This is a genomic window from Neobacillus cucumis, from assembly GCF_016908975.1.
GTDB lineage: Bacteria > Bacillota > Bacilli > Bacillales > Cytobacillaceae > Neobacillus > Neobacillus cucumis.
Map to the genome: position 1 here is coordinate 1 of NZ_JAFBEX010000029.1, position 20,080 is coordinate 20,080.

General features: G+C 39.4%; 23 protein-coding genes and 1 rRNA gene. 23 read left to right on the forward strand and 1 reads right to left on the reverse strand.

Going from position 1 to position 20,080, the window contains the following annotated elements; all coding sequences use genetic code 11:
• The 11 genes from rrf to rsmI all read left to right on the forward strand — a co-directional run.
• A 5S ribosomal RNA gene (rrf, locus tag JOC76_RS25495) occupies positions 1-93 on the forward strand; the annotation flags it as partial.
• 208 nt (positions 94-301) lie between these two features.
• A complete protein-coding gene (locus JOC76_RS25500) occupies positions 302-520 on the forward strand; it encodes a sigma factor G inhibitor Gin (protein WP_205181622.1) in 219 nt (72 codons plus the stop codon).
• Positions 521-633: 113 nt separating this feature from the next.
• A complete protein-coding gene (locus JOC76_RS25505) occupies positions 634-2,076 on the forward strand; it encodes an aminotransferase class I/II-fold pyridoxal phosphate-dependent enzyme (RefSeq protein WP_205181623.1) in 1,443 nt (480 codons plus the stop codon).
• Between the two features lie 21 nt (positions 2,077-2,097).
• Positions 2,098-2,724, forward strand: a complete 627-nt coding sequence (gene tmk / locus JOC76_RS25510) for a dTMP kinase (protein ID WP_205181624.1) — start codon at positions 2,098-2,100, stop codon at positions 2,722-2,724.
• 118 nt (positions 2,725-2,842) lie between these two features.
• A complete protein-coding gene (darA, locus tag JOC76_RS25515; protein ID WP_205181625.1) occupies positions 2,843-3,172 on the forward strand; it encodes a cyclic di-AMP receptor DarA in 330 nt (109 codons plus the stop codon).
• A 22-nt stretch (positions 3,173-3,194) separates the two neighbouring features.
• The gene (gene holB, locus JOC76_RS25520; RefSeq protein ID WP_205181626.1) at positions 3,195-4,202 is read left to right on the forward strand and encodes a DNA polymerase III subunit delta'; all 1,008 of its coding nucleotides are present in this window, start codon (positions 3,195-3,197) and stop codon (positions 4,200-4,202) included.
• Positions 4,195-5,022: a PSP1 domain-containing protein gene (locus JOC76_RS25525; protein WP_205181627.1), complete on the forward strand. Its 828-nt coding sequence runs from the start codon at positions 4,195-4,197 to the stop codon at positions 5,020-5,022. The genes holB and JOC76_RS25525 overlap by 8 nt, the downstream gene beginning before the upstream one ends.
• A 12-nt stretch (positions 5,023-5,034) precedes the next feature.
• Positions 5,035-5,409 (forward strand): DNA replication initiation control protein YabA, encoded by a 375-nt coding sequence (gene yabA / locus JOC76_RS25530; RefSeq protein ID WP_205181628.1) that lies wholly within the window; start codon positions 5,035-5,037, stop codon positions 5,407-5,409.
• A 62-nt stretch (positions 5,410-5,471) separates the two neighbouring features.
• Positions 5,472-6,212, forward strand: coding sequence for a tRNA1(Val) (adenine(37)-N6)-methyltransferase (locus tag JOC76_RS25535; RefSeq protein WP_205181629.1), 741 nt, complete (start codon positions 5,472-5,474; stop codon positions 6,210-6,212).
• A complete protein-coding gene (locus tag JOC76_RS25540; protein ID WP_205181630.1) occupies positions 6,202-6,486 on the forward strand; it encodes a GIY-YIG nuclease family protein in 285 nt (94 codons plus the stop codon). Before JOC76_RS25535 ends, JOC76_RS25540 begins: the two co-directional genes overlap by 11 nt.
• Entirely contained in the window at positions 6,464-7,348 is an 885-nt protein-coding gene (gene rsmI, locus JOC76_RS25545) for a 16S rRNA (cytidine(1402)-2'-O)-methyltransferase (RefSeq protein ID WP_205181631.1), read from the forward strand. Before JOC76_RS25540 ends, rsmI begins: the two co-directional genes overlap by 23 nt.
• A gap of 38 nt (positions 7,349-7,386) precedes the next feature.
• Here the strand turns inward: rsmI and abrB are convergent, their stop codons facing one another.
• Positions 7,387-7,677 (reverse strand): transition state genes transcriptional regulator AbrB, encoded by a 291-nt coding sequence (gene abrB / locus JOC76_RS25550; RefSeq protein ID WP_205181672.1) that lies wholly within the window; start codon positions 7,675-7,677, stop codon positions 7,387-7,389.
• 468 nt (positions 7,678-8,145) lie between these two features.
• On the opposite strand from abrB, the gene metG reads away from it, so the two are divergent.
• The 12 genes from metG (at position 8,146) to spoVG (ending at position 19,879) form a co-directional block, all read left to right on the forward strand.
• On the forward strand, positions 8,146-10,104 hold the full coding sequence (gene metG, locus JOC76_RS25555; RefSeq protein ID WP_205181632.1) for a methionine--tRNA ligase: 1,959 nt from the start codon (positions 8,146-8,148) through the stop codon (positions 10,102-10,104).
• Positions 10,105-10,264: 160 nt separating this feature from the next.
• The gene (locus JOC76_RS25560; protein ID WP_205181633.1) at positions 10,265-11,035 is read left to right on the forward strand and encodes a TatD family hydrolase; all 771 of its coding nucleotides are present in this window, start codon (positions 10,265-10,267) and stop codon (positions 11,033-11,035) included.
• Between the two features lie 235 nt (positions 11,036-11,270).
• A complete protein-coding gene (locus tag JOC76_RS25565) occupies positions 11,271-12,452 on the forward strand; it encodes a G5 and 3D domain-containing protein (protein WP_205181634.1) in 1,182 nt (393 codons plus the stop codon).
• Between the two features lie 420 nt (positions 12,453-12,872).
• Entirely contained in the window at positions 12,873-13,433 is a 561-nt protein-coding gene (rnmV, locus tag JOC76_RS25570) for a ribonuclease M5 (protein WP_205181635.1), read from the forward strand.
• The gene (gene rsmA / locus JOC76_RS25575; protein ID WP_205181636.1) at positions 13,426-14,304 is read left to right on the forward strand and encodes a 16S rRNA (adenine(1518)-N(6)/adenine(1519)-N(6))-dimethyltransferase RsmA; all 879 of its coding nucleotides are present in this window, start codon (positions 13,426-13,428) and stop codon (positions 14,302-14,304) included. The genes rnmV and rsmA overlap by 8 nt, the downstream gene beginning before the upstream one ends.
• A 264-nt stretch (positions 14,305-14,568) precedes the next feature.
• On the forward strand, positions 14,569-15,453 hold the full coding sequence (gene yabG / locus JOC76_RS25580) for a sporulation peptidase YabG (RefSeq protein ID WP_205181637.1): 885 nt from the start codon (positions 14,569-14,571) through the stop codon (positions 15,451-15,453).
• Between the two features lie 244 nt (positions 15,454-15,697).
• Entirely contained in the window at positions 15,698-15,961 is a 264-nt protein-coding gene (gene veg / locus JOC76_RS25585; RefSeq protein WP_205181638.1) for a biofilm formation stimulator Veg, read from the forward strand.
• Positions 15,962-16,237: 276 nt separating this feature from the next.
• Positions 16,238-16,423 carry a small, acid-soluble spore protein, alpha/beta type gene (locus tag JOC76_RS25590; RefSeq protein ID WP_205181639.1) on the forward strand — a complete coding sequence of 62 codons (186 nt, stop codon included), beginning with the start codon at positions 16,238-16,240 and terminating at the stop codon, positions 16,421-16,423.
• 557 nt (positions 16,424-16,980) lie between these two features.
• Entirely contained in the window at positions 16,981-17,850 is an 870-nt protein-coding gene (gene ispE / locus JOC76_RS25595) for a 4-(cytidine 5'-diphospho)-2-C-methyl-D-erythritol kinase (protein ID WP_205181640.1), read from the forward strand.
• Positions 17,851-17,905: 55 nt separating this feature from the next.
• Entirely contained in the window at positions 17,906-18,733 is an 828-nt protein-coding gene (gene purR, locus JOC76_RS25600; protein ID WP_205181641.1) for a pur operon repressor, read from the forward strand.
• 1 nt (position 18,734) lies between these two features.
• Positions 18,735-19,109 (forward strand): 2-iminobutanoate/2-iminopropanoate deaminase, encoded by a 375-nt coding sequence (ridA, locus tag JOC76_RS25605; protein WP_205181642.1) that lies wholly within the window; start codon positions 18,735-18,737, stop codon positions 19,107-19,109.
• Positions 19,110-19,588: 479 nt separating this feature from the next.
• Positions 19,589-19,879 carry a septation regulator SpoVG gene (gene spoVG / locus JOC76_RS25610; protein ID WP_003347151.1) on the forward strand — a complete coding sequence of 97 codons (291 nt, stop codon included), beginning with the start codon at positions 19,589-19,591 and terminating at the stop codon, positions 19,877-19,879.
• Positions 19,880-20,080: the final 201 nt, after the last annotated feature.

Below are 20,080 nucleotides of genomic sequence, written 5' to 3' on the forward strand. Positions count from 1 at the left end.
CACACCCGTTCCCATACCGAACACGGAAGTTAAGCTTCTCAGCGCCGATGGTAGTTGGGACCTTGTCCCTGTGAGAGTAGGACGTTGCCAGGCACTTTAAGGACAATCCGGAAGGATTGTCCTTTTTTGTATTTTTTGATTAAAAGTTTGGAAAAAGCAAAAAAGTACGAAGTGTTTTCAAAGAAAACGCAGATAGACATACACCCAAGAAGCGGCAATAACATAAGATAATACAGGAGCCATCTGAAAAGAGTATTCAAAAAATTGTATACAAATATCAATTTACGGACAGAATGGATGTATGGAGGTGGAGGGATTGAGTTCATTGGTAACACATCATTATTATGAAGAAACATGCGTTATTTGTGAGAGTCTAAAACCAAAAGGCATACATCTATATTCTTCTTTTATTTGCACAGATTGTGAAAATGATTTAATTCATACCGATACAAATGACCCGAGATATAAATATTTTTTAAAACAGCTAAGAAAAATCACCACTCCAGAAATATTTTCATAACAAGTCCTCTAAAGGGCTTTATTTTTTTTGAGAGAAATGGGAAATCAAACTCTTTTTTGCTAAAATAAAGAGATGTTACGTTAGTACGGATTAAAAAGCAAGGAAGATAAAGAATGAGAAATCAACTGCAAACACCCTTATACAATGCTTTAAGGGAACATAATGGTAAGAACCCTGTTTCATTTCATGTACCCGGCCATAAATATGGTTTATTGACCCCATATAATCAGGATGTGTTTTTTTCAGGGGTATTGAAAATAGATGCTACAGAATTAGAAGGATTAGATGATCTTCATTCACCAGAAGGACCTATCAAAGAAGCAGAAGAGCTATTATCCCAGTTATATCAGACTAATAAAAGTTTTTTTCTAGTGAATGGTTCTACTGTAGGCAACCTTGCTATGATTATGGCAGCCTGCAGAGAGGATGCAACCATCCTCGTTCAAAGAAACTGCCATAAATCGGTGTTAAATGCGCTTAAATTAGCAAAAGCAGTGCCAGTATTCCTTGAACCGGAAGTAAATCAGGAATGGAAAGTTGCAGCAGGTATCAGTATGGACACCATTCAACAGGCCATATACCGTTATCCGGATGCAAAAGCTATCATCTTAACTTATCCGAATTATTACGGCATGGTTTATGAATTAAAAAAAATAATTGATTTTGCCCATCATAAACAAATTCCTGTGTTAGTTGATGAGGCACATGGGGCGCATTTTACCATTGGAGACCCTTTTCCGGTATCAGCACTGCAATTAGGTGCCGATGTTGTTGTTCATTCTGCACATAAGACTTTGCCGGCTATGACAATGGGTTCCTTTATCCATATAAATAGTAACCTTGTAAACTGGGAAATGATAAAAGACTATCTAGGGATTTTTCAATCCAGTAGCCCATCTTATCCCATTATGGCCTCACTCGATGTAGCCAGACATTATTTAGCAGCCTATGAAAATAACGACTTAAAATATCTCTTATCAGAGATTAATTCCTTTAAAGAAGCATTAACACAAATTGAAACGATAAAAGTTTTAACCTTTCCGGGAAATCAGGGAGATGTACTTAAAATTACGATACAATCAAAGTGCGGTTTAAGTGGATTTGAACTACAAAAAAAATTCGAGTCGTACGGCATTTATACAGAATTAGCAGATCCACTTAATGTTTTATTGATTTTACCACTATTAAAAAAGGGCCAATTCTATCCACTGGGTGAGACGGCAGAAAAAATAAAAAGAGCCCTCAATGGATTGCCAATATGTGAAATGAAAAAAACATTTCTGACCGGGGATGAAAGAATTTCAGAATTAGCAGTCCGTTTTAGTGAAATGGACAAACTACGATTAATGGAGGTTGAGATAGAGCAGGCATCAGGATTGGTTTCTGGGGAAACGATCACTCCGTATCCACCTGGAATTCCTTTGCTCTTTAAAGGTGAAAAAATAACAGATGAAAAGCTCTACCGGCTAAAAACTTTATTACAAACAGGTGCAAGATTTCAGGGAACAAGCTCTCGTTTAAGAGGGGGCTATATAATGGTATTCTGTACAACGTAGATACATACTGGAGGTTTTATTTTGAAAGAGAATGGGATTTTTATAACATTTGAAGGTCCGGACGGGGCTGGAAAGACGACGATTATTAATTTAATAGCGAAAGAACTAAACGATGTTCTACTGACAAGGGAACCTGGGGGCATCGAAATAGCAGAGCAAATTAGAAGAGTGATTTTAGATAAAGAAAATACTGCTATGGACCCTCGAACCGAAGCACTCCTCTATGCGGCGGCAAGAAGACAGCATTTAATTGAAAAGGTAAAACCTGCACTTGAGGAGGGAAAAATTGTTTTATGTGATCGCTTTGTTGATAGTTCATTGGCGTATCAAGGATACGCGCGTGGGTTAGGAATAGATGAGGTATATGCAATTAATGAATTTGCCATCGAGAACCTTAGCCCAGAGTTGACGATTTACTTTGATATTAAACCAGAATTAGGGTTGACCCGGATTAGTAAAAGTAAAGACAGAGAAGTAAACCGCCTTGATTTAGAAAATCTCGATTTTCACCATAAAGTCAGAGAAGGTTATCATCTCTTAATGCAACGTTTTCCCAATCGAATAGTACAGATAGATGCTTCAGGTACAGTAGATCAGGTATATCAAAAAACCTTAAGTATTATTAAAGAAAGAATAGCAAAGAAATAGCCTTTACCATAAGGCTTTTTTTCATAAAAAATAGTTCTAGTTTATATCTATAAAAAGGTATGTCAGAAGATAACCTGTTATAATAAAAATAAAGGAAATAGAGGAGAGGGTGTTCCATATGAAAATGATCATAGCCGTCGTTCAAGACCAAGATAGCAATCGTTTATCTAAAGCATTAGTAGATAATAATTTTAGAGCAACCAAATTAGCTAGTACCGGAGGTTTCTTGAAGTCGGGGAACACGACCTTTATGATTGGTACCGAGGATATTCGAGTAGACCGGGCTCTCCAAATTATTAAAGACAATTGCAGGTCTAGGGATCAGCTTGTAGCCCCTGTTTCCCCTATGGGTGGAAATGCAGATTCTTATGTACCTTATCCTGTAGAGGTTGAGGTAGGGGGAGCCACCATATTTGTCCTGCCAATTGAACAATATATGCATTTTTAAAAAAGAAACGTGAGTGATTAATTTGGTAAAAACATGGGATCAACTAGTAGAGCTGCAACCAACTGTACTAAGAATGTTAAAAAACAGCTTGTTAAAAAATCGAGTGGCCCATGCGTACCTTTTTGAAGGAATGAGAGGGACAGGAAAAAAGGAAATCGGCTTATTGCTGACAAAATCGCTATTTTGTGAACAGCTAGTTGAAGGTTACAAACCTTGCGAGTCTTGTAATAACTGTCTTAGAATTAATAATGGTAACCATCCTGATGTACATATGGTGGAACCAGACGGCTTATCAATTAAAGTCGAACAAATTCGAAACCTGCAAGCGGAGTTTGCTAAAAAGGGAGTAGAATCTACCAATAAAGTTTACTTAATTTCACATGCTGATAAAATGAGCGTAAGTGCTTCCAATAGTTTATTGAAGTTTTTGGAGGAACCAAATCCAGGTACAGTAGCTTTTCTTTTAACTGAGCAGGTCCAACAGCTGTTACCGACCATTTTATCGAGGTGTCAGACTTTGGTGTTCCAGCCATTAGCACCTCAGATGATGATGAAGCAGTTGGTGGACAATGGGGTGAATCCTGCAAAGGCGAGCGTTTTAGCGCAATTAACCAATAATTTGGAAGAAGCTCTCAAATTAAATGTTGATGAATGGTTTGCACAAGCCCAAAAAATAGTGGTAAAATTGTATGAGGTGTTAAAAAAGAATCCACTCGAGGCCATGGTTACACTTCAGAGTGATTGGTTTTCACACTTTAGAGAGAAAGAACAGATTCAACGTGGTTTAGATCTTTTACTTCTTATATTTAAGGATTTACTATATATACAATTAGATAGGCAGGAGCAGCTTGTTTTTATAGAGGAGAAGGAACGTTTAAAACAATATGCCCTGCAAACATCTGGACGACGCTTATCGGATCAAATGGCAGCTATTCTTGATGCCAAAAGGAAGCTGCAGGCAAATATGAATCCTCAGCTGATGATGGAACAGCTTGTGTTAAAATTGCAGGAGGGATCTTCATTTGTATGATGTTGTAGGAGTACGCTTTAAAAAGGCGGGGAAAATCTATTATTTTGATCCGGGAGACCTCTCAATTGAAAAGGATGACTTTGTCATTGTCGAAACAGTTCGCGGCGTTGAATATGGGAGGGCAGTGATTGCCCGTAAACAGGTTGAGGAAAATGATGTTGTCCTTCCATTAAAAAAGGTGGTCAGAATTGCTGACCAAAAGGATCGAATGATTGTTGATGAAAATAAGCAAGCAGCCCAAGAAGCTTATGAGGTTTGTAATAGCAAAGTTCATGAACATCAGCTGGATATGAAACTAGTGGATGTTGAATATACGTTTGACCGAAACAAGGTCATCTTCTACTTTACAGCAGATGGAAGAGTTGATTTCCGAGAGCTAGTAAAAGATTTGGCAGCTATTTTTCGGACACGTATTGAGCTCCGCCAAATTGGTGTTCGAGATGAAGCTAAAATGCTTGGTGGAATTGGACCTTGTGGAAGAATGCTATGCTGTTCCACATTTTTAGGTGATTTTGATCCTGTCTCGATTAAGATGGCGAAGGATCAAAACCTTTCATTGAATCCAACCAAGATTTCTGGTCTGTGCGGAAGACTTATGTGCTGTTTAAAATATGAAAATGATGAATATGAATCCGCTAAAGAAGCTCTGCCTGATTTAGGGGAAATTATTGAAACACCACAGGGTAAAGGAAAAGTGGTAGGATTAAATATATTAGAGCGGGTACTTCAGGTGGAACTAAAGGAACAAGAACGGGTTCTGGAGTATACTTTGGATGAAATCATTAAAGAAGGTGCCTTTTCTATACAATCCACAGATTAAGAGGTGGAAGCCGTGGATAAAAAGGAAATATTTGAATCAGTAAGTAATATGGAAACACAAATTGGCCATCTTTACCAGCAATTAGGGGAATTAAAGCAGCATTTAGCCGAGATACTAGAAGAGAATCATTATTTGAAACTTGAAAATGAGCATCTAAGGCGTCGTCTAGATGTAACCACGGAAGAAGAAAAGAAAGCAGCGGAAACAAAACAGGGTACTGCTGTAGCTGCGGAATCCCCAAGAGGAAAGCATTTCGATGTGGGAGAAGGATATGATAACCTTGCGAGACTTTATCAAGAGGGGTTTCATATTTGTAATCTTCATTTTGGCAGCTTACGTAAGGAAGGCGATTGTTTATTTTGTCTTTCTTTTCTTAATAAGAAATAACCTAAAGAGGCTGATACATGCAGCCTCTATTTTCATATCTAAAGTAGTTAGGATGGTTTGTTGTGGTGTACTTAAAGGAAGATGAACGGCTTGATTATTTACTAGCTGAAAAGCTGCGAATTATTCAAAGCCCTTCTGTATTTGCTTTTTCCCTTGATGCCGTTTTACTGGCTCGCTTTGTTTATGTACCGATTCAAAAGGGAAATCTACTTGATCTCTGCAGTGGTAACGGGGTCATTCCATTATTTTTAAGTGTACGGACAAAGGGAAAGATTACAGGTGTCGAAATACAAGAACGCTTATACGATATGGCTGTTCGAAGTATCGAATACAATGGTCTTGAGGACCGTTTAAACATGATACATGGTGATATTAAAGAAATGCCTAAAGCATTAGGGTATGGGAATTTTGATGTGGTGACCTGTAATCCCCCTTACTTTATTACCCCATCAAAGGATGAAATCAATCCGAATGAGCATTTAGCGATTGCCCGTCATGAGATTCTTTGTACGCTAGAAGATGCTATAAAAGCTTCCAGTCAGTTAGTACGGCAGGGAGGGAAGGTTGCTTTTGTTCATCGTCCTGGAAGGCTGATTGATATTTTAACATTAATGCGCCAGTATAGGCTTGAACCCAAACGGATTCAATTTGTCTACCCAAAGCAAGGAAAGGAAGCAAATATCTTATTAGTAGAAGCAATCAAGGATGGAAGTCCGGATTTAAAAATATTGCCTCCACTCATTGTGTATAATGAAGTAGACGAATATACTCCAGAAATTAGAGGGATTTTATATGGAGAGTAGCGGTCATTACTTTTATGTCTTAACGTGCAGAGATGGAAGTTTATATGGCGGCTATACGAATGATCTTAAACGCCGAACCCGACAGCATAATGAAGGCAAAGGGGCAAAATATACACGTGGCAGAGGACCTGTTAAGCTCACCTATTATCAAGCATACGATAGTAAAAGTGAGGCCTTAAAGGCGGAATATTGGTTTAAACAATTAACAAGGAAGAAGAAATTGGAGTATTTAATGAGAGCGGGTGAGCTGGATGTGGCAACAGAAAAGCTTTGAAAATGAAGCGAATAAGGGAATTCTCTATCTTGTTCCTACTCCGATAGGAAATCTGGAAGATATGAGCTTTCGAGCCATACGAATTTTAAAAGAAGCAGATTTGATTGCGGCTGAGGATACAAGAAATACCAAAAAATTGTGTAATTATTTTGAAATTGATACACAGATTGTCAGCTATCATGAACATAATAAAGAAGCGAGCGGCGAAAAGCTGATGGAAAAAATCAAACAAGGCTTTAAGGTAGCGCTCGTAAGTGATGCAGGAATGCCAGCCATTTCGGACCCTGGCTATGAGCTTGTCCAGGCAGCGATTCATGAACAATTGACTGTAGTCCCGTTGCCAGGGGCAAATGCAGCACTCACATCCTTGATTGCATCAGGAATAGCGTGCCAGCCTTTTTACTTTTTTGGATTTTTGCATCGCAATAAGAAGGAGAAGCGGGCGGAATTAGAGAAATTGAGGAAACAACGAGCTACTTTAATCTTTTATGAATCTCCCCATCGTTTGAAAGAAACCTTAGCCCTCATGCTTGATGTCCTTGGTAATCGGAAGATTGTTATTTGCCGGGAATTAACCAAAAAGTACGAGGAATTCATTCGCGGAAATCTTGAAGAAACGATCGAGTGGGCTAATATAGATGAAATTCGAGGTGAATTCTGTCTGATTGTAGAAGAATCACCATTACAGGAAGAAGAAGAGCAAGAGGCACACTGGTGGCAGGAATTATCAATTGAAGAACATGTTAATCATTACATAACTGTGAACAGTCTTTCTTCGAAGGATGCAATTAAACAAACAGCGAAGGATCGGACTATTCATAAGCGCGAGGTTTATCAGGCTTATCATATTGATGAGCATTAAAAAACTCCAGCACGTTTATGTGCTGGAGACTTTATTTTTTACTTTACAAGTTCAAAGTTTTTTTGAATTTCTTCTAATAATTGTTCTGCACCTTCACGGCTAAGGATTAGCTTGCCGCCAGCAAGAGCTAAATTATCATCAGAAACTTCACCAGTTACTTGGCAAGTCATATTTGGCTTATATTTTTTCAAGATAATGCGCTCATCGTCCACATAAATTTCAAGAGCATCCTTTTCTGCGATACCAAGTGTACGTCTTAATTCAATCGGAATAACCACACGGCCTAACTCATCAACTTTACGAACAATACCTGTAGATTTCATTTTAATTGTCTCCTCTCGTAATCAATCATATTATTTATCTGTCTTTCTCATTATCGTAATTCGCCATAATTCGACAAAGTTCTTATATTTTCATAATACCAGTACTTCCAATATCCGTCAATTATTTATTTTATAAAGTGGCAGTGAAAATTTTTCCATTCACAGAATTGTTGATATATCAGGGTTCTGTATATACAAGCTAGTTCATAATGCTATTGAATTAAAAACATCTTTTGATGCTCCTATATATAATAACACTTCGACATACTTCTACAAAAATCCTTTTTTTTCTTAATAAATTTCGCAGTATTTGTAGTTTTTATGGGTGTAATAGGAAGAAATTTTAAAAATCTGGAAATCTAGTAATAGGCATTCTTGCACAAAAGTTAATTTTTCGGTATATTTTGATGATAGAAGCGCTAAAAAGAGGCAATAATGGTTTAATGGGTTTTGTATTGTATAGGAGGGAAAATGATGGAGGACAAATCAAAGACGTTTTACTTAACCACACCTATTTATTATCCAAGTGGAAATTTACATATAGGACATGCTTATACAACTGTAGCTGGTGATGCGATGGCGCGTTACAAACGGTTGCGTGGGTTTGATGTCATGTATTTAACAGGTACGGATGAGCATGGGCAAAAAATCCAGCGCAAGGCTGAAGAAAAAGGGATTACACCACAACAGTATGTGGATGAGATTGTCGGAGGGATTAAAGACCTTTGGAACAAGCTTGATATTTCTTATGATGATTTTATCCGGACTACTGAAGATAGACATAAACAGGTAGTTGAAAAAATCTTTGCTAAGCTCTTAGAACAAGGTGATATTTATCTTGATCAATATGAAGGCTGGTATTGTACACCCTGTGAATCCTTTTTTACCGACCGTCAGTTAGTAGAGGGGAATTGTCCTGATTGCGGACGGCCAGTAGAAAAAGTTAAGGAAGAATCATACTTTTTTAGAATGAGTAAGTATGTGGACAGACTTTTACAATATTACGAGGAAAATCCAGAGTTCATTCAACCGGAGTCCCGTAAAAATGAAATGATTAATAATTTTATTAAGCCTGGTCTAGAGGATTTAGCAGTGTCAAGGACAACCTTTGATTGGGGAGTTAAGGTCCCCGGCAATCCGAAACATGTAATCTATGTATGGATTGATGCACTTTCCAATTATATTACAGCGTTAGGGTATGGTACGGAAGACGAAGCTAAATATAAAAAGTATTGGCCGGCAGATGTTCACCTTGTTGGGAAGGAAATTGTCCGATTCCACACGATTTATTGGCCGATTATGTTAATGGCCTTAGATTTACCTCTTCCAAAGAAGGTATTTGCCCATGGCTGGTTACTAATGAAGGATGGGAAAATGTCAAAATCAAAGGGTAATGTAGTCGATCCGGTTACCCTAATTGACCGTTACGGACTAGATGCTCTTCGCTATTATTTATTACGCGAAGTTCCATTTGGTGCAGACGGCGTTTTTACACCAGAGGGATTTGTTGAGAGAATTAATTTTGATTTGGCTAATGATCTTGGAAACCTATTAAACCGTACCGTAGCCATGATTGAAAAGTATTTTGCAGGTGTGATTCCCGATTATGCTGGTACAGTAAGTGAATATGATGAATCATTACTACAAGTTAATCGTGAAACCGTCGCTAAATATGAAGAGGCCATGGAAAAAATGGAGTTCTCTGTAGCATTAACCTCCATTTGGCAGTTAGTCAGCCGGACGAATAAATATATTGATGAAACACAACCTTGGACATTGGCCAAAAATGAGGAGCAAAAGGGAGAGCTTGCTAGTGTAATGGTCCATTTAGCAGAATCCTTGCGCAGAATTGCCATTCTATTACAGCCGTTTTTAACACGTACGCCTAATGGAATCTTTGCCCAATTAGGTATACAAGAACAGGAATTAAAAACATGGGACAGCCTTGAAGATTTCGGCTTAATCCCAAGCGGCACAAAGGTAGAAAAAGCTGCTCCATTGTTCCCAAGACTTGAAATTGCTGAAGAGGTAGAATTTATTAAAACAAAAATGCAGGGCAGTGCACCGGTTGTGGAAGAAAAGAAAGAAGAAGAGAAGCCGGAGGAGCTTGCAGAAATTTCAATTGATGATTTTATGAAGGTAGATTTACGTGTAGCCGAAGTAATTCAGGCTGAACCGGTTAAAAAGGCCGATAAACTTCTAAAACTTCAGCTGGATTTAGGTTATGAAAAACGGCAGGTCGTTTCCGGAATTGCTCAATACTATAAACCTGAGGAGTTAGTTGGGCAGAAAGTTATTTGTATTACCAACTTAAAGCCTGTGAAACTTCGCGGCGAATTATCACAAGGGATGATTTTGGCTGGTTCTAAGGATGGCCAACTTTCAATCGCTACGGTTGATCAATCACTGCCGAATGGCTCTAAGGTAAAATAATTATACAAAAAGCGCCCAAATAGGGCGCTTTTTACTTCGAAAAATGTCAAGCTTTGCCCTTTAATGTTTCACGTGGAACATTTATATGTGTTTTTTGACATTATCATATGGGAAGTACAAAATGGAGAGAAAAAAATAGAAAAGAGGGATTAGATTTATTATGTTATTCGACACACACGCCCATTTAAATGATACGCAATATAACGAAGACCTTGAGGAGGTTATTGGGAGGGCTCAAACTGAAGGGGTTTCCCAAATGGTGATCGTTGGTTTTGACCGCCCTACGATTGAAAGGGCTATGGAGTTAGTTGAAAGATATGACTTTATGTATGCCTGCGTTGGCTGGCATCCAGTTGATGCGATTGACATGACTGATGAGGACCTATCTTGGATTGAGGAATTAGCCTCACATCCTAAAGTGGTGGCTTTAGGTGAAATGGGCTTAGACTATCATTGGGACAAATCGCCAAAGGATATCCAGAAAGAGGTTTTTCGCAGACAAATTCGTTTGGCTAAAAAGGTGAATTTGCCAATCGTCATTCATAATCGGGAAGCAACGGCTGATATCGTTGAAATCTTAAAAGAAGAGGAAGCGGAAGAAGTAGGAGGAATCATGCATTGCTTTAGCGGCAGTCCAGAAGTAGCAAAAGAATGTGTGAAAATGAACTTCTATATTTCCTTGGGAGGTCCTGTCACCTTTAAAAATGCAAAAAAACCAAAGGAAGTGGCGGCTGAAATTCCCCTTGATAAATTATTAATTGAAACTGACTGCCCGTATTTGGCTCCACATCCTTACCGCGGGAAACGGAATGAACCCGGATATGTGAAGCTTGTTGCGGAACAAATTGCCGAAATAAAGGGCTTGACATTTGAAGAAGTAGCTCAAGCCACGACACAAAATGCTAAAAAATTATTCGCCATAAATTGCTAAGGAATGTTGTCGAAATGACAAGAAGCTTGTCCTAATTTTTTCTGATAACAAAAAGTTCTACATGTCTCCTTTTCAACATAGGATGACCGTGTCGATAAGTTTTTCTTTGCAAGGCTGTGAAGGTTGTGCATAATAGGAGATAACTTAACAGGATTAGCAAGGATTGGAAGCTTATCGCATGGTTCTCTATAATCTCTCCAAAGAAAAGGAGGCGTTTTTCATCGTATTCGAAAACATGAAAAACCTGTTTCCAATGTCTTTGAGCGGGAGGTCATGGACCATCATATTTGCTAGTTTTGCAGTTTTGCTTACAACTCTGGGGATTCTTTCTTTTGAAAGCTCAAAGAATACTGTAGCAATGACACTCGATGGCAAGAAGATGGTTGTGAAAACACATGCAGATACCATCAAGGAATTATTCGATGAACTGGATGTACCCCTCGCATCAAAAGACTATCTGTATCCAAAGGCAAGTACAAAGGTTAGAGATGACCTAAACGTCGTTTGGAAGCAGGCGAACATGGTTCACATTGTCAAAGACAACGAGAAGAAAACGATCTGGACTACAGCCGATACTGTGGCTGAACTCCTAAAAGAGCAGAAGATTGTACTAAAGGAACACGATCAAATGTCAGCAAATCCACAAACAGCAATTAAAGATAAGATGAATTTAAAGATTAATTTAGCTCTTCATCTTACATACGTGGACGGCGGAAAGGCGCAAAAGGTTTGGACCACTTCGACTACGGTCGCTGACTTTTTAACACAACAGGGCATAAAACTAAATAAATTAGACCGAGTTGAACCACCATTAACAAATCATATTCCAGACAATGGTGTGGTGAACGTTATTCGGGTAGAAAAAGTCACCGATGTAGTGGAAGAACCCGTTCAATTTGCCGTGGTTACGAAAAAGGATGAGAATTTGCACAAAGGGCAAGAAAAAGTGATTGCACCTGGAAGGCACGGGCGTGTTTCAAGACAGTATGAGGTCGTGCTGGAAAATGGCAAAGAAGTTAGCAGAAAATTAATCAACGAACAGAATATCTTACCGAAACAGGATCGAATTGTGGCAGTCGGTACAAAAGATTTGGCTTTACAGGTTTCCCGCGGTGCCGAACCTAAGGGGAAAGAGTTCTATGTAATGTCAACTGCCTATACCGCCTATTGTAATGGCTGCTCCGGACAGACTGCTACAGGTCTTAATGTCCGCGCTAATCCAAATATGAAAGTAATAGCTGTCGACCCGAGAATTATCCCACTTGGTTCTAAAGTCTATGTAGAGGGCTACGGGTATGCTGTGGCGGCTGATACAGGCGGAGCCATAAGAGGGTATATTATTGATTTATTAATGCCTTCGCAAGCGGATTGCTATCGCTGGGGGCGTAAGAAAGTTAAGATTACAGTCTTAAATTAATTTCACGAGTGCAGAGGATTTTATTCCTCTGCATTTTGCTTTTTTGTTAAAATTCTTTATACTAACAACGAATAGGATTGAATTTTGAAAACTGTCCAGCTGTAGGGGGCCAAGTTCGTGCAGAATTTGCTCGGGCAGGGTGGATGTGTTTTTCTTTAAATTATAGGTAAGCATAAATTTCGACTTCGAGAATTGTCCAGCTCCAGCGCCTAGTCCCTCGAGGTCTTAAGCCACTCCCAAAATGAAGGCAAAAAGCACCTTCCTTTTGGGAGCGTCTTAAGCTTGTCGGGACTGACCAAGGCGCTTGCGCTTTTCTTATATCTAATTTTATGAAATCTATCAATAATATAGACGAAGATATTACAAAAATGTTTCAATTTTTTCAATTTAATTTTATGATTCGGAGGCATTTATTTTTACATGAAAATTAAAGAAATCATTGTCGTTGAGGGGAAAGATGATACGACGACTATCAAGCGGGCTGTTGATGCTGATACCATCGAGACAAACGGTTCGGCAGTCAATCAAATGACTATTGAAAAAATAAAGCGGGCTCAAAGTTCACGTGGTGTTATCATCTTTACCGATCCTGACTTTCCTGGTGAAAAAATTAGAAAGACGATTGCTGCAGCTGTTCCCGGCTGTAAGCATGCCTTTTTACCAAAGGAAGCAGCCATTGCTAAAGGCGGCAAGGGTCTGGGGGTAGAACATGCCAGCCCAGAGGATATAAGAGAGGCATTAAAGGATGCACAAATGATGCATGAGGTCATTTTGGAGGAAATTACTCAAGATGACTTGGTTACCGCTGGTCTGATTGGCGGGGAGGGCTCGAAGGAGCGGAGAATCCTGCTTGGTAAGCTCTTAAAAATAGGCTACACGAACGGAAAACAACTTCATAAGCGTTTGATGATGTTCCGGATCAGCAGACAGGAATTTGCAGAAGCATTAATGGTTATACGTCAGGAGGAACAGAATGGATAAGGATATAGCAACACCAGTCAGAACGAGAGCGATACTTGAAAAATATGGTTTTTCTTTTAAAAAGAGCCTGGGGCAAAACTTTTTAATTGATACCAATATCTTAAAAAAAATTGTCAGCTTTGCTGATTTAACTGAGAACTCAGGAGCGATTGAAATCGGACCTGGGATTGGGGCACTAACGGAACAGCTGGCAAGGTCAAGCAAAAAGGTGATTGCGTTTGAAATTGATCAAAGATTGCTTCCTATTTTGCGGGATACGTTGTCACCATATGAAAATGTGAAGGTTATACATAAAGATGTTTTAGAGGCTGATGTGAAGACGGTGATGGAGGAGGAGTTTCAAGGGCTTGCTGATGTTATGGTGGTTGCCAATCTGCCTTATTATGTGACAACCCCGATTATCATGAAGCTGCTTGAGGAGCGTCTGCCGATTCGCGGGATTGTTTGTATGCTGCAAAAAGAGGTAGCAGACCGTATTGCGGCGAAACCCGGAACGAAGGAATATGGCTCGCTATCGATTGCTGTTCAGTATTATACTGAGGCAGAGACTGTGATGATTGTACCAAAAACAGTGTTTGTTCCACAGCCAAATGTAGATTCTGCTGTGATTCGATTAACGAAACGGAAGCAGCCGGCTGTAGTGGTGAAGGATGAGGGTTTCTTTTTCCAGGTGACCAAGGCAAGTTTTGCTCAAAGAAGGAAAACGCTACTAAACAATTTAACTAGTCAGCTGCCGGATGGAAAACAGAAGAAGGAGGAGATTCTATCAGCATTAAATGCCAGTGGAATCGACCCAACCCGCAGAGGAGAGACGCTTTCCTTAGAAGAATTTGGCCGGTTAGCAGATGAACTGTATTCCTATTATCATTAAACTTTTATGTCTTCATGACTACTAGTCATGGGGACCTTTTTTTTTGCTCACTTGTTATTGATGAAGGACACTATCAAGGAAACCGAGAGGGAACTTGTCCTTCATCACAATCATTTCATATAACGTGGCTTTGATATTTCCACGAATATCCCCCTCCTAAAGTATTATTTTTCTAAAAGATTTAACAAGGACAACATTCCCTGCATAGCCTATTGATGAACCCATAATTAAAAGGCCTAAATTGGTCTTATTGGAGTGACAGCAGTGGAAATACAGGTAATGGATATTGTCGGAAGAAAATCGTATCATTGTGACCTCATGTTCCGTGTGATCGATATTCAACATATAAACGGCCAGAAGGTTGCTATTCTCTATGGGGAGGATTTCCGTCTGGTAGCAGATGCGCCTTACACTGATTTGGTCATCCTTAATCAAAATGAACGGGTAAAACTGCAGCAAGAATATAGAACACTGGAAGAACAGTCTCTAAGGCTGTTTAGGCAGGACGTTGATCTGATAAAGCATCAGCAGGAATACGCAGCGACAGGCGGTTATGTGAAACCTAGCAATTATTTTCAAATCCCTGGCAAAGTACTTCACCTAGATGGTGATCCCTCCTACTTAAAAAAATGCATGGCAGTGTACGAAAAAATCGGCATACCAGTGGTAGGGTTACATTGTAATGAAAAGGAAATGCCTGAAAGAATAGGCCCCTTAATGGACCAATACCGTCCAGATATTCTAGTCGTTACAGGGCACGATGCATACTCAAAGGCAAAGGGGAAAATGTCAGATATCAATGCTTACCGACATTCTTGGCATTTCGCCCAAACCGTCAAAGAGGCCCGCAAAAAGGTCCCTCACTTAGATCAACTCGTAATCTTTGCAGGAGCCTGTCAATCCCATTTTGAATCCCTCATTCATGCAGGCGCAAACTTTGCCAGTTCGCCATCACGAATTAATATTCATGCACTTGATCCTGTCTATATCGTGGCCAAAATTAGCTTTACCCCGTTTATGGAACGCATCAATGTCTGGGATGTATTAAGGAACACATTAACAGGTGATAAAGGACTCGGAGGAATAGAAACAAAAGGAGTACTCCGGACGGGCATGCCATATCGGCCAATCATTGAAGAAGAGGAATAAGCCTATTAAGAAGTGGAGCTGAGAAATAATAAATTAGCTCCCCTTTCATCTATAGGCGCGCATTTATTTTAAAAAATTATATACATATTAACCCTCTAATAAGGCAAGGATAACATTGTTGAAAATTAGTGGAAAAAGTAGAACAAAAAATATTGACAATCATTTTGTTGGACTGATATAATTTATTATTTTGTTTGACAGAACTATGTCAGTGTGTTATACTTTACACAGTGAGGTGGACCGAATGCCAAAAACCTTAGCCGATATTAAAAAGGCTCTTGACACGAATTTGGGAAAAAGATTATTGCTAAAAGCCAATGGCGGACGAAGGAAAACGATTGAGCGTTCCGGAGTTTTAGCAGAAACTTACCCGTCTGTTTTTGTAATTGAGTTAGATCAAGATGAAAACTCGTTTGAGCGTGTTTCATACAGCTATGCAGATGTTTTAACAGAAACCGTTCAAATTACTTTCTATGATGAAGCAGCAGGACACGTAGCTTTAAGTTAGTATATAAGCAATCATTGGCAGTAAACCAAAGGGTTTACTGCTTTTTGCTGTTTATAAGGAATAAGAAAATATAAATTTTCGGCTTCGAGAATTGTCCAGCTTCAGCGCCTAGCCCCTCGAGGTCTTAAGCCACTCCCAAAAGGAAGGCAAAAAGCGCCTTCATTTTGGGACCGTCTTAAGCTTGTCGTGGCTGACCAAGGCGCTTGCGCTTTTCTTAATGAAAATGCATATTCTTTTACATACTAAAAATGCTGTGGTATGAAAGGGGTTGTTTAGATGGGTCGAAGAAGAGGAGTCATGTCTCATCGCTTTAAAGAGGAGCTTGCGAAAGAACTTGGTTTTTATGATGTTGTCCAAAGAGAAGGCTGGGGCGGCATCCGTGCTAAAGATGCGGGAAATATGGTAAAACGGGCTATTGAATTAGCACAGCAGCAGCTAATTAACCAGAATCGTCAATCTTAACAGTCATCATACTACACCGCAAAGCTTAAACAAATCTTGACCACAGCAGGGCCAGTGCAGGGTACCATAAAGGGACCAGTTGCACTGGCCTCTTTTTTTAAAGAGATAAGCGTTTAACTTTGAGAAATGTCCAGCTCCAGGCGCCATCGGCTCGAGGTCACAAGCATATCCAGTTGAGGCTCCTTGGGACTCAAGTCATAAGCCACCCCCTGAAGAAGGCAAAAAACGCCTTCTTACAGGGTGCGTCTTATGCCTCCGTCCCAAAGCAGTCGCCTCCACATTTAGATCAATCCGTCCAAAAGGTTAAAGAACAACCTTTCGGCCGGCTCGTCTTGTGCTTGTCGCCGAAAGCTAAGCGCCTTGCACTTTTCTTATGAAATTATGGCTTTTTTCGACGGAAATCGACTGTTATAATAATAAAATTAGATAGATATATCATATCGGACGTCTTACTTTAATCAATTTGTGGTAAAATAGGACAAAATGTAGAATTTTGGATGTGTTACAAAAACGCCCATAGGGTGTTTGGCAGACAAAACAAAAGGAGGTGGATGTATTTGAAGCTTTTAGTCAAAGCACCGGCCAAAATAAATTTAGCACTAGATGTTTTACATAAACGACCCGATGGCTACCATGAAGTTGAAATGATTATGACTACCATTGATTTGGCCGACCGGGTTGAATTAACCTTACTAGAACAAGATAAAATACATATTCTTTCTCATAATCGCTATGTTCCAGATGACCAGCGTAACTTGGCTTATCAAGCAGCACAGCTGTTAAAGGACCGTTTTGAGGTTAAGAAGGGTGTATTGATTTCGATTGAAAAAACGATTCCGGTGGCAGCTGGCTTAGCTGGAGGAAGCAGTGATGCAGCAGCAACCTTACGTGGGTTAAATAAATTGTGGGATCTCGGCTTAAGTTTAGATGAGTTGGCAAAGCTCGGCAGTGAAATCGGCTCAGATGTTTCTTTTTGTGTCTATGGTGGCACTGCTTTGGCAACGGGCAGAGGGGAAATGATTACAGAACTTCCGCCTCCGCCAACATGTTGGGTTATTTTAGCAAAGCCGTTTATTGGAGTTTCAACTGCTGAAGTTTATCGACGGTTGGATTTGAAGGGTACTAAGCATCCGGATATTTTTGGAATGGTCCAGGCCATTAAAGAACATGACTATCCACGAGTGTGCGAAAATGTGGGAAATGTTCTTGAAGATGTCACGTTGAATCTCCATCCAGAAGTTGCTCAAATTAAAGACCAAATGAAGCGTTTTGGCGCAGATGCGGTGTTAATGAGCGGCAGCGGACCAACTGTGTTTGGAATTGTTCAGCATGATTCGAGAATGCATCGGATTTATAATGGCTTAAGAGGTTTTTGCGATCAAGTTTTTGCAGTTCGGATGCTGGGAGAACGACATACGCTTGATTAGAGGCGTACAATAATGATATTCTTTAATTAGAATATTCGGGTTGTGGGGGTAAGTTATGAAATTTCGCCGCAGTGAACGTTTGATTGATATGACAAATTATTTACTGGACCATCCACGCCAGCTTGTTCCGCTCACTTTTTTTGCAGAGCGGTATGAATCAGCAAAGTCTTCAATTAGCGAAGATTTAGCGATTGTAAAAGAGACCTTTGAGCAACGGGGAATTGGCACATTGCAGACAGTACCTGGGGCTAGTGGTGGTGTGAAATTTTTTGTAAAAGTAAGCCAAGAAAAAGCAGAACCATTCGTAAATGAACTTTGTCAGTTAATTGCAAATCCTGAACGACTGTTACCAGGCGGCTATTTATACTTAACCGATATACTTGGAGACCCGCAAATTGTTCAGAAGGCTGGACGAATTATTGCATCCGCCTATGCCAACACGAAGATTGATGTAGTCATGACGGTCGCAACAAAAGGTATTCCATTAGCGTATGCGGTTGCAAGCCAGTTGAATGTACCGGTTGTCATTGTTCGAAGAGACAGTAAGGTAACAGAAGGTCCCACTGTTAGTATAAATTATGTTTCTGGTTCTGCTAAAAGGATTCAAACAATGGTCCTTTCCAAAAAAAGTATGAGACAGGATTCACGTGTCCTCATTGTCGATGATTTTATGAAAGCGGGCGGAACGGTAATGGGAATGATCAGCATGCTGGAGGAGTTTAATTCAGAGCTTGCTGGGATTGCCGTTTTAGTGGAAGATGAAAAAATACAAGAACGGTTAGTTGATGAATATTTATCCCTAGTACAATTATCTGATGTGGATGTAAAAGATAAAAAGATTAGTGTACAAGCGGGTAATTATTTTAATATCTGGAGGGATTAACATGAAAATTGTTCAAACGAATCAAGCACCAGCTGCAATCGGTCCATATTCTCAAGGGATTGTCGTCAATAATTTATTCTATAGCTCTGGGCAGATCCCATTAACGGCTGAAGGGGTTATGGTAACTGGAGATGTGAAAGAACAGACCCATCAAGTATTTAAAAATTTGCAGGCTGTACTGGCTGAAGCAGGTGCATCACTTGAAACAGTGGTTAAAGCAACGGTCTTTATCAAAAATATGGATGAATTTGCTGCAGTAAATGAAGTATATGGCGAATATTTTTCAACGCATAAACCGGCACGTTCTTGCGTTGAGGTCGCTCGTTTACCAAAAGATGCACTAGTTGAGATTGAAGTTATCGCGCTCGTGAAGTAATCCGAGCGCTTTTTTATTTAAAGGCTGTGTTATAACTTAATGTTGATTTCACTATGTTTGAAAAATAAACGGTAAAATTCCGTTTAAATTGGGAAATGGCCATATTTCCTTATAAATAACGGAAGTTTTTCCGTTTATAGTATCCAAACCTCTGGATTTCGTCTTATTTAGAACAGTTAAGCGGAATATCTCCGCTTATATTTGCCTTTTAAGATGCCTCTATATACATTAGACGGAAATTCTCCGCCTATGAATTCTCATACCTACACGAACTTAATTTTGTCGGGGCTGACCAAGGCGCTTGCGCTTTTCTTATCGACTATTTTCTACTACGAACGTGTGAGAAAACATTTTTTTTACAAATGTTCACGATTTCGCCCTACTTTTTCAAAATTTTTTTAAAAATTAAGAAGGATATTAGATTTAATTGTTGAATTTAATTAACTAGCATTTTATAACACAAAAAAGGGTGTGAGCATATGGAAGTAACTGACGTAAGATTACGCCGGGTTAATACGGACGGCCGAATGAGAGCGATTGCATCTATCACATTGGATAATGAATTTGTCGTTCATGACATCCGTGTTATTGACGGAAACAACGGTTTATTTGTAGCTATGCCGAGTAAACGTACTCCAGATGGAGAATTTCGTGACATTGCGCATCCAATCAATTCAGGAACACGCGGTAAAATCCAAGAAGCTGTTTTGGCTGAGTATCACCGTTTAGGTGAATTGGAAGTAGAATTTGAAGAAGCCGGAGCTTCCTAAGGATTTTAACAACTAGGGCCTTTCTTCTAAGTAAGGCTCTTTTTCTACTTTTTAATCCCACCTATTCATCTCCCCGAACGATTCCCTTTCCTTTCTATATATTCTACATATTATGACAAAATTCGGCATTTTCCCATCATTCCTTGAAATACGGCTTCATTTACGTTAATATTTTTAATGGATAAAAAGGTAAATTGGAGG

Excerpts from the sequence above, each read along its gene's own strand:
- JOC76_RS25560 (WP_205181633.1), top strand. The coding sequence starts at position 10,265 with ATGTTATTCGACACACACGCCCATTTAAATGATACGCAATATAACGAA.
- JOC76_RS25565 (WP_205181634.1), top strand. The coding sequence starts at position 11,271 with ATGAAAAACCTGTTTCCAATGTCTTTGAGCGGGAGGTCATGGACCATC.
- purR (WP_205181641.1), top strand. The coding sequence starts at position 17,906 with ATGAAATTTCGCCGCAGTGAACGTTTGATTGATATGACAAATTATTTA.
- JOC76_RS25500 (WP_205181622.1), top strand. The coding sequence starts at position 302 with ATGGAGGTGGAGGGATTGAGTTCATTGGTAACACATCATTATTATGAA.
- darA (WP_205181625.1), top strand. The coding sequence starts at position 2,843 with ATGAAAATGATCATAGCCGTCGTTCAAGACCAAGATAGCAATCGTTTA.
- JOC76_RS25540 (WP_205181630.1), top strand. The coding sequence starts at position 6,202 with ATGGAGAGTAGCGGTCATTACTTTTATGTCTTAACGTGCAGAGATGGA.
- spoVG (WP_003347151.1), top strand. The coding sequence starts at position 19,589 with ATGGAAGTAACTGACGTAAGATTACGCCGGGTTAATACGGACGGCCGA.
- metG (WP_205181632.1), top strand. The coding sequence starts at position 8,146 with ATGGAGGACAAATCAAAGACGTTTTACTTAACCACACCTATTTATTAT.
- veg (WP_205181638.1), top strand. The coding sequence starts at position 15,698 with ATGCCAAAAACCTTAGCCGATATTAAAAAGGCTCTTGACACGAATTTG.
- ridA (WP_205181642.1), top strand. The coding sequence starts at position 18,735 with ATGAAAATTGTTCAAACGAATCAAGCACCAGCTGCAATCGGTCCATAT.
- rsmA (WP_205181636.1), top strand. The coding sequence starts at position 13,426 with ATGGATAAGGATATAGCAACACCAGTCAGAACGAGAGCGATACTTGAA.
- rnmV (WP_205181635.1), top strand. The coding sequence starts at position 12,873 with ATGAAAATTAAAGAAATCATTGTCGTTGAGGGGAAAGATGATACGACG.
- rsmI (WP_205181631.1), top strand. The coding sequence starts at position 6,464 with ATGTGGCAACAGAAAAGCTTTGAAAATGAAGCGAATAAGGGAATTCTC.
- JOC76_RS25590 (WP_205181639.1), top strand. The coding sequence starts at position 16,238 with ATGGGTCGAAGAAGAGGAGTCATGTCTCATCGCTTTAAAGAGGAGCTT.
- JOC76_RS25505 (WP_205181623.1), top strand. The coding sequence starts at position 634 with ATGAGAAATCAACTGCAAACACCCTTATACAATGCTTTAAGGGAACAT.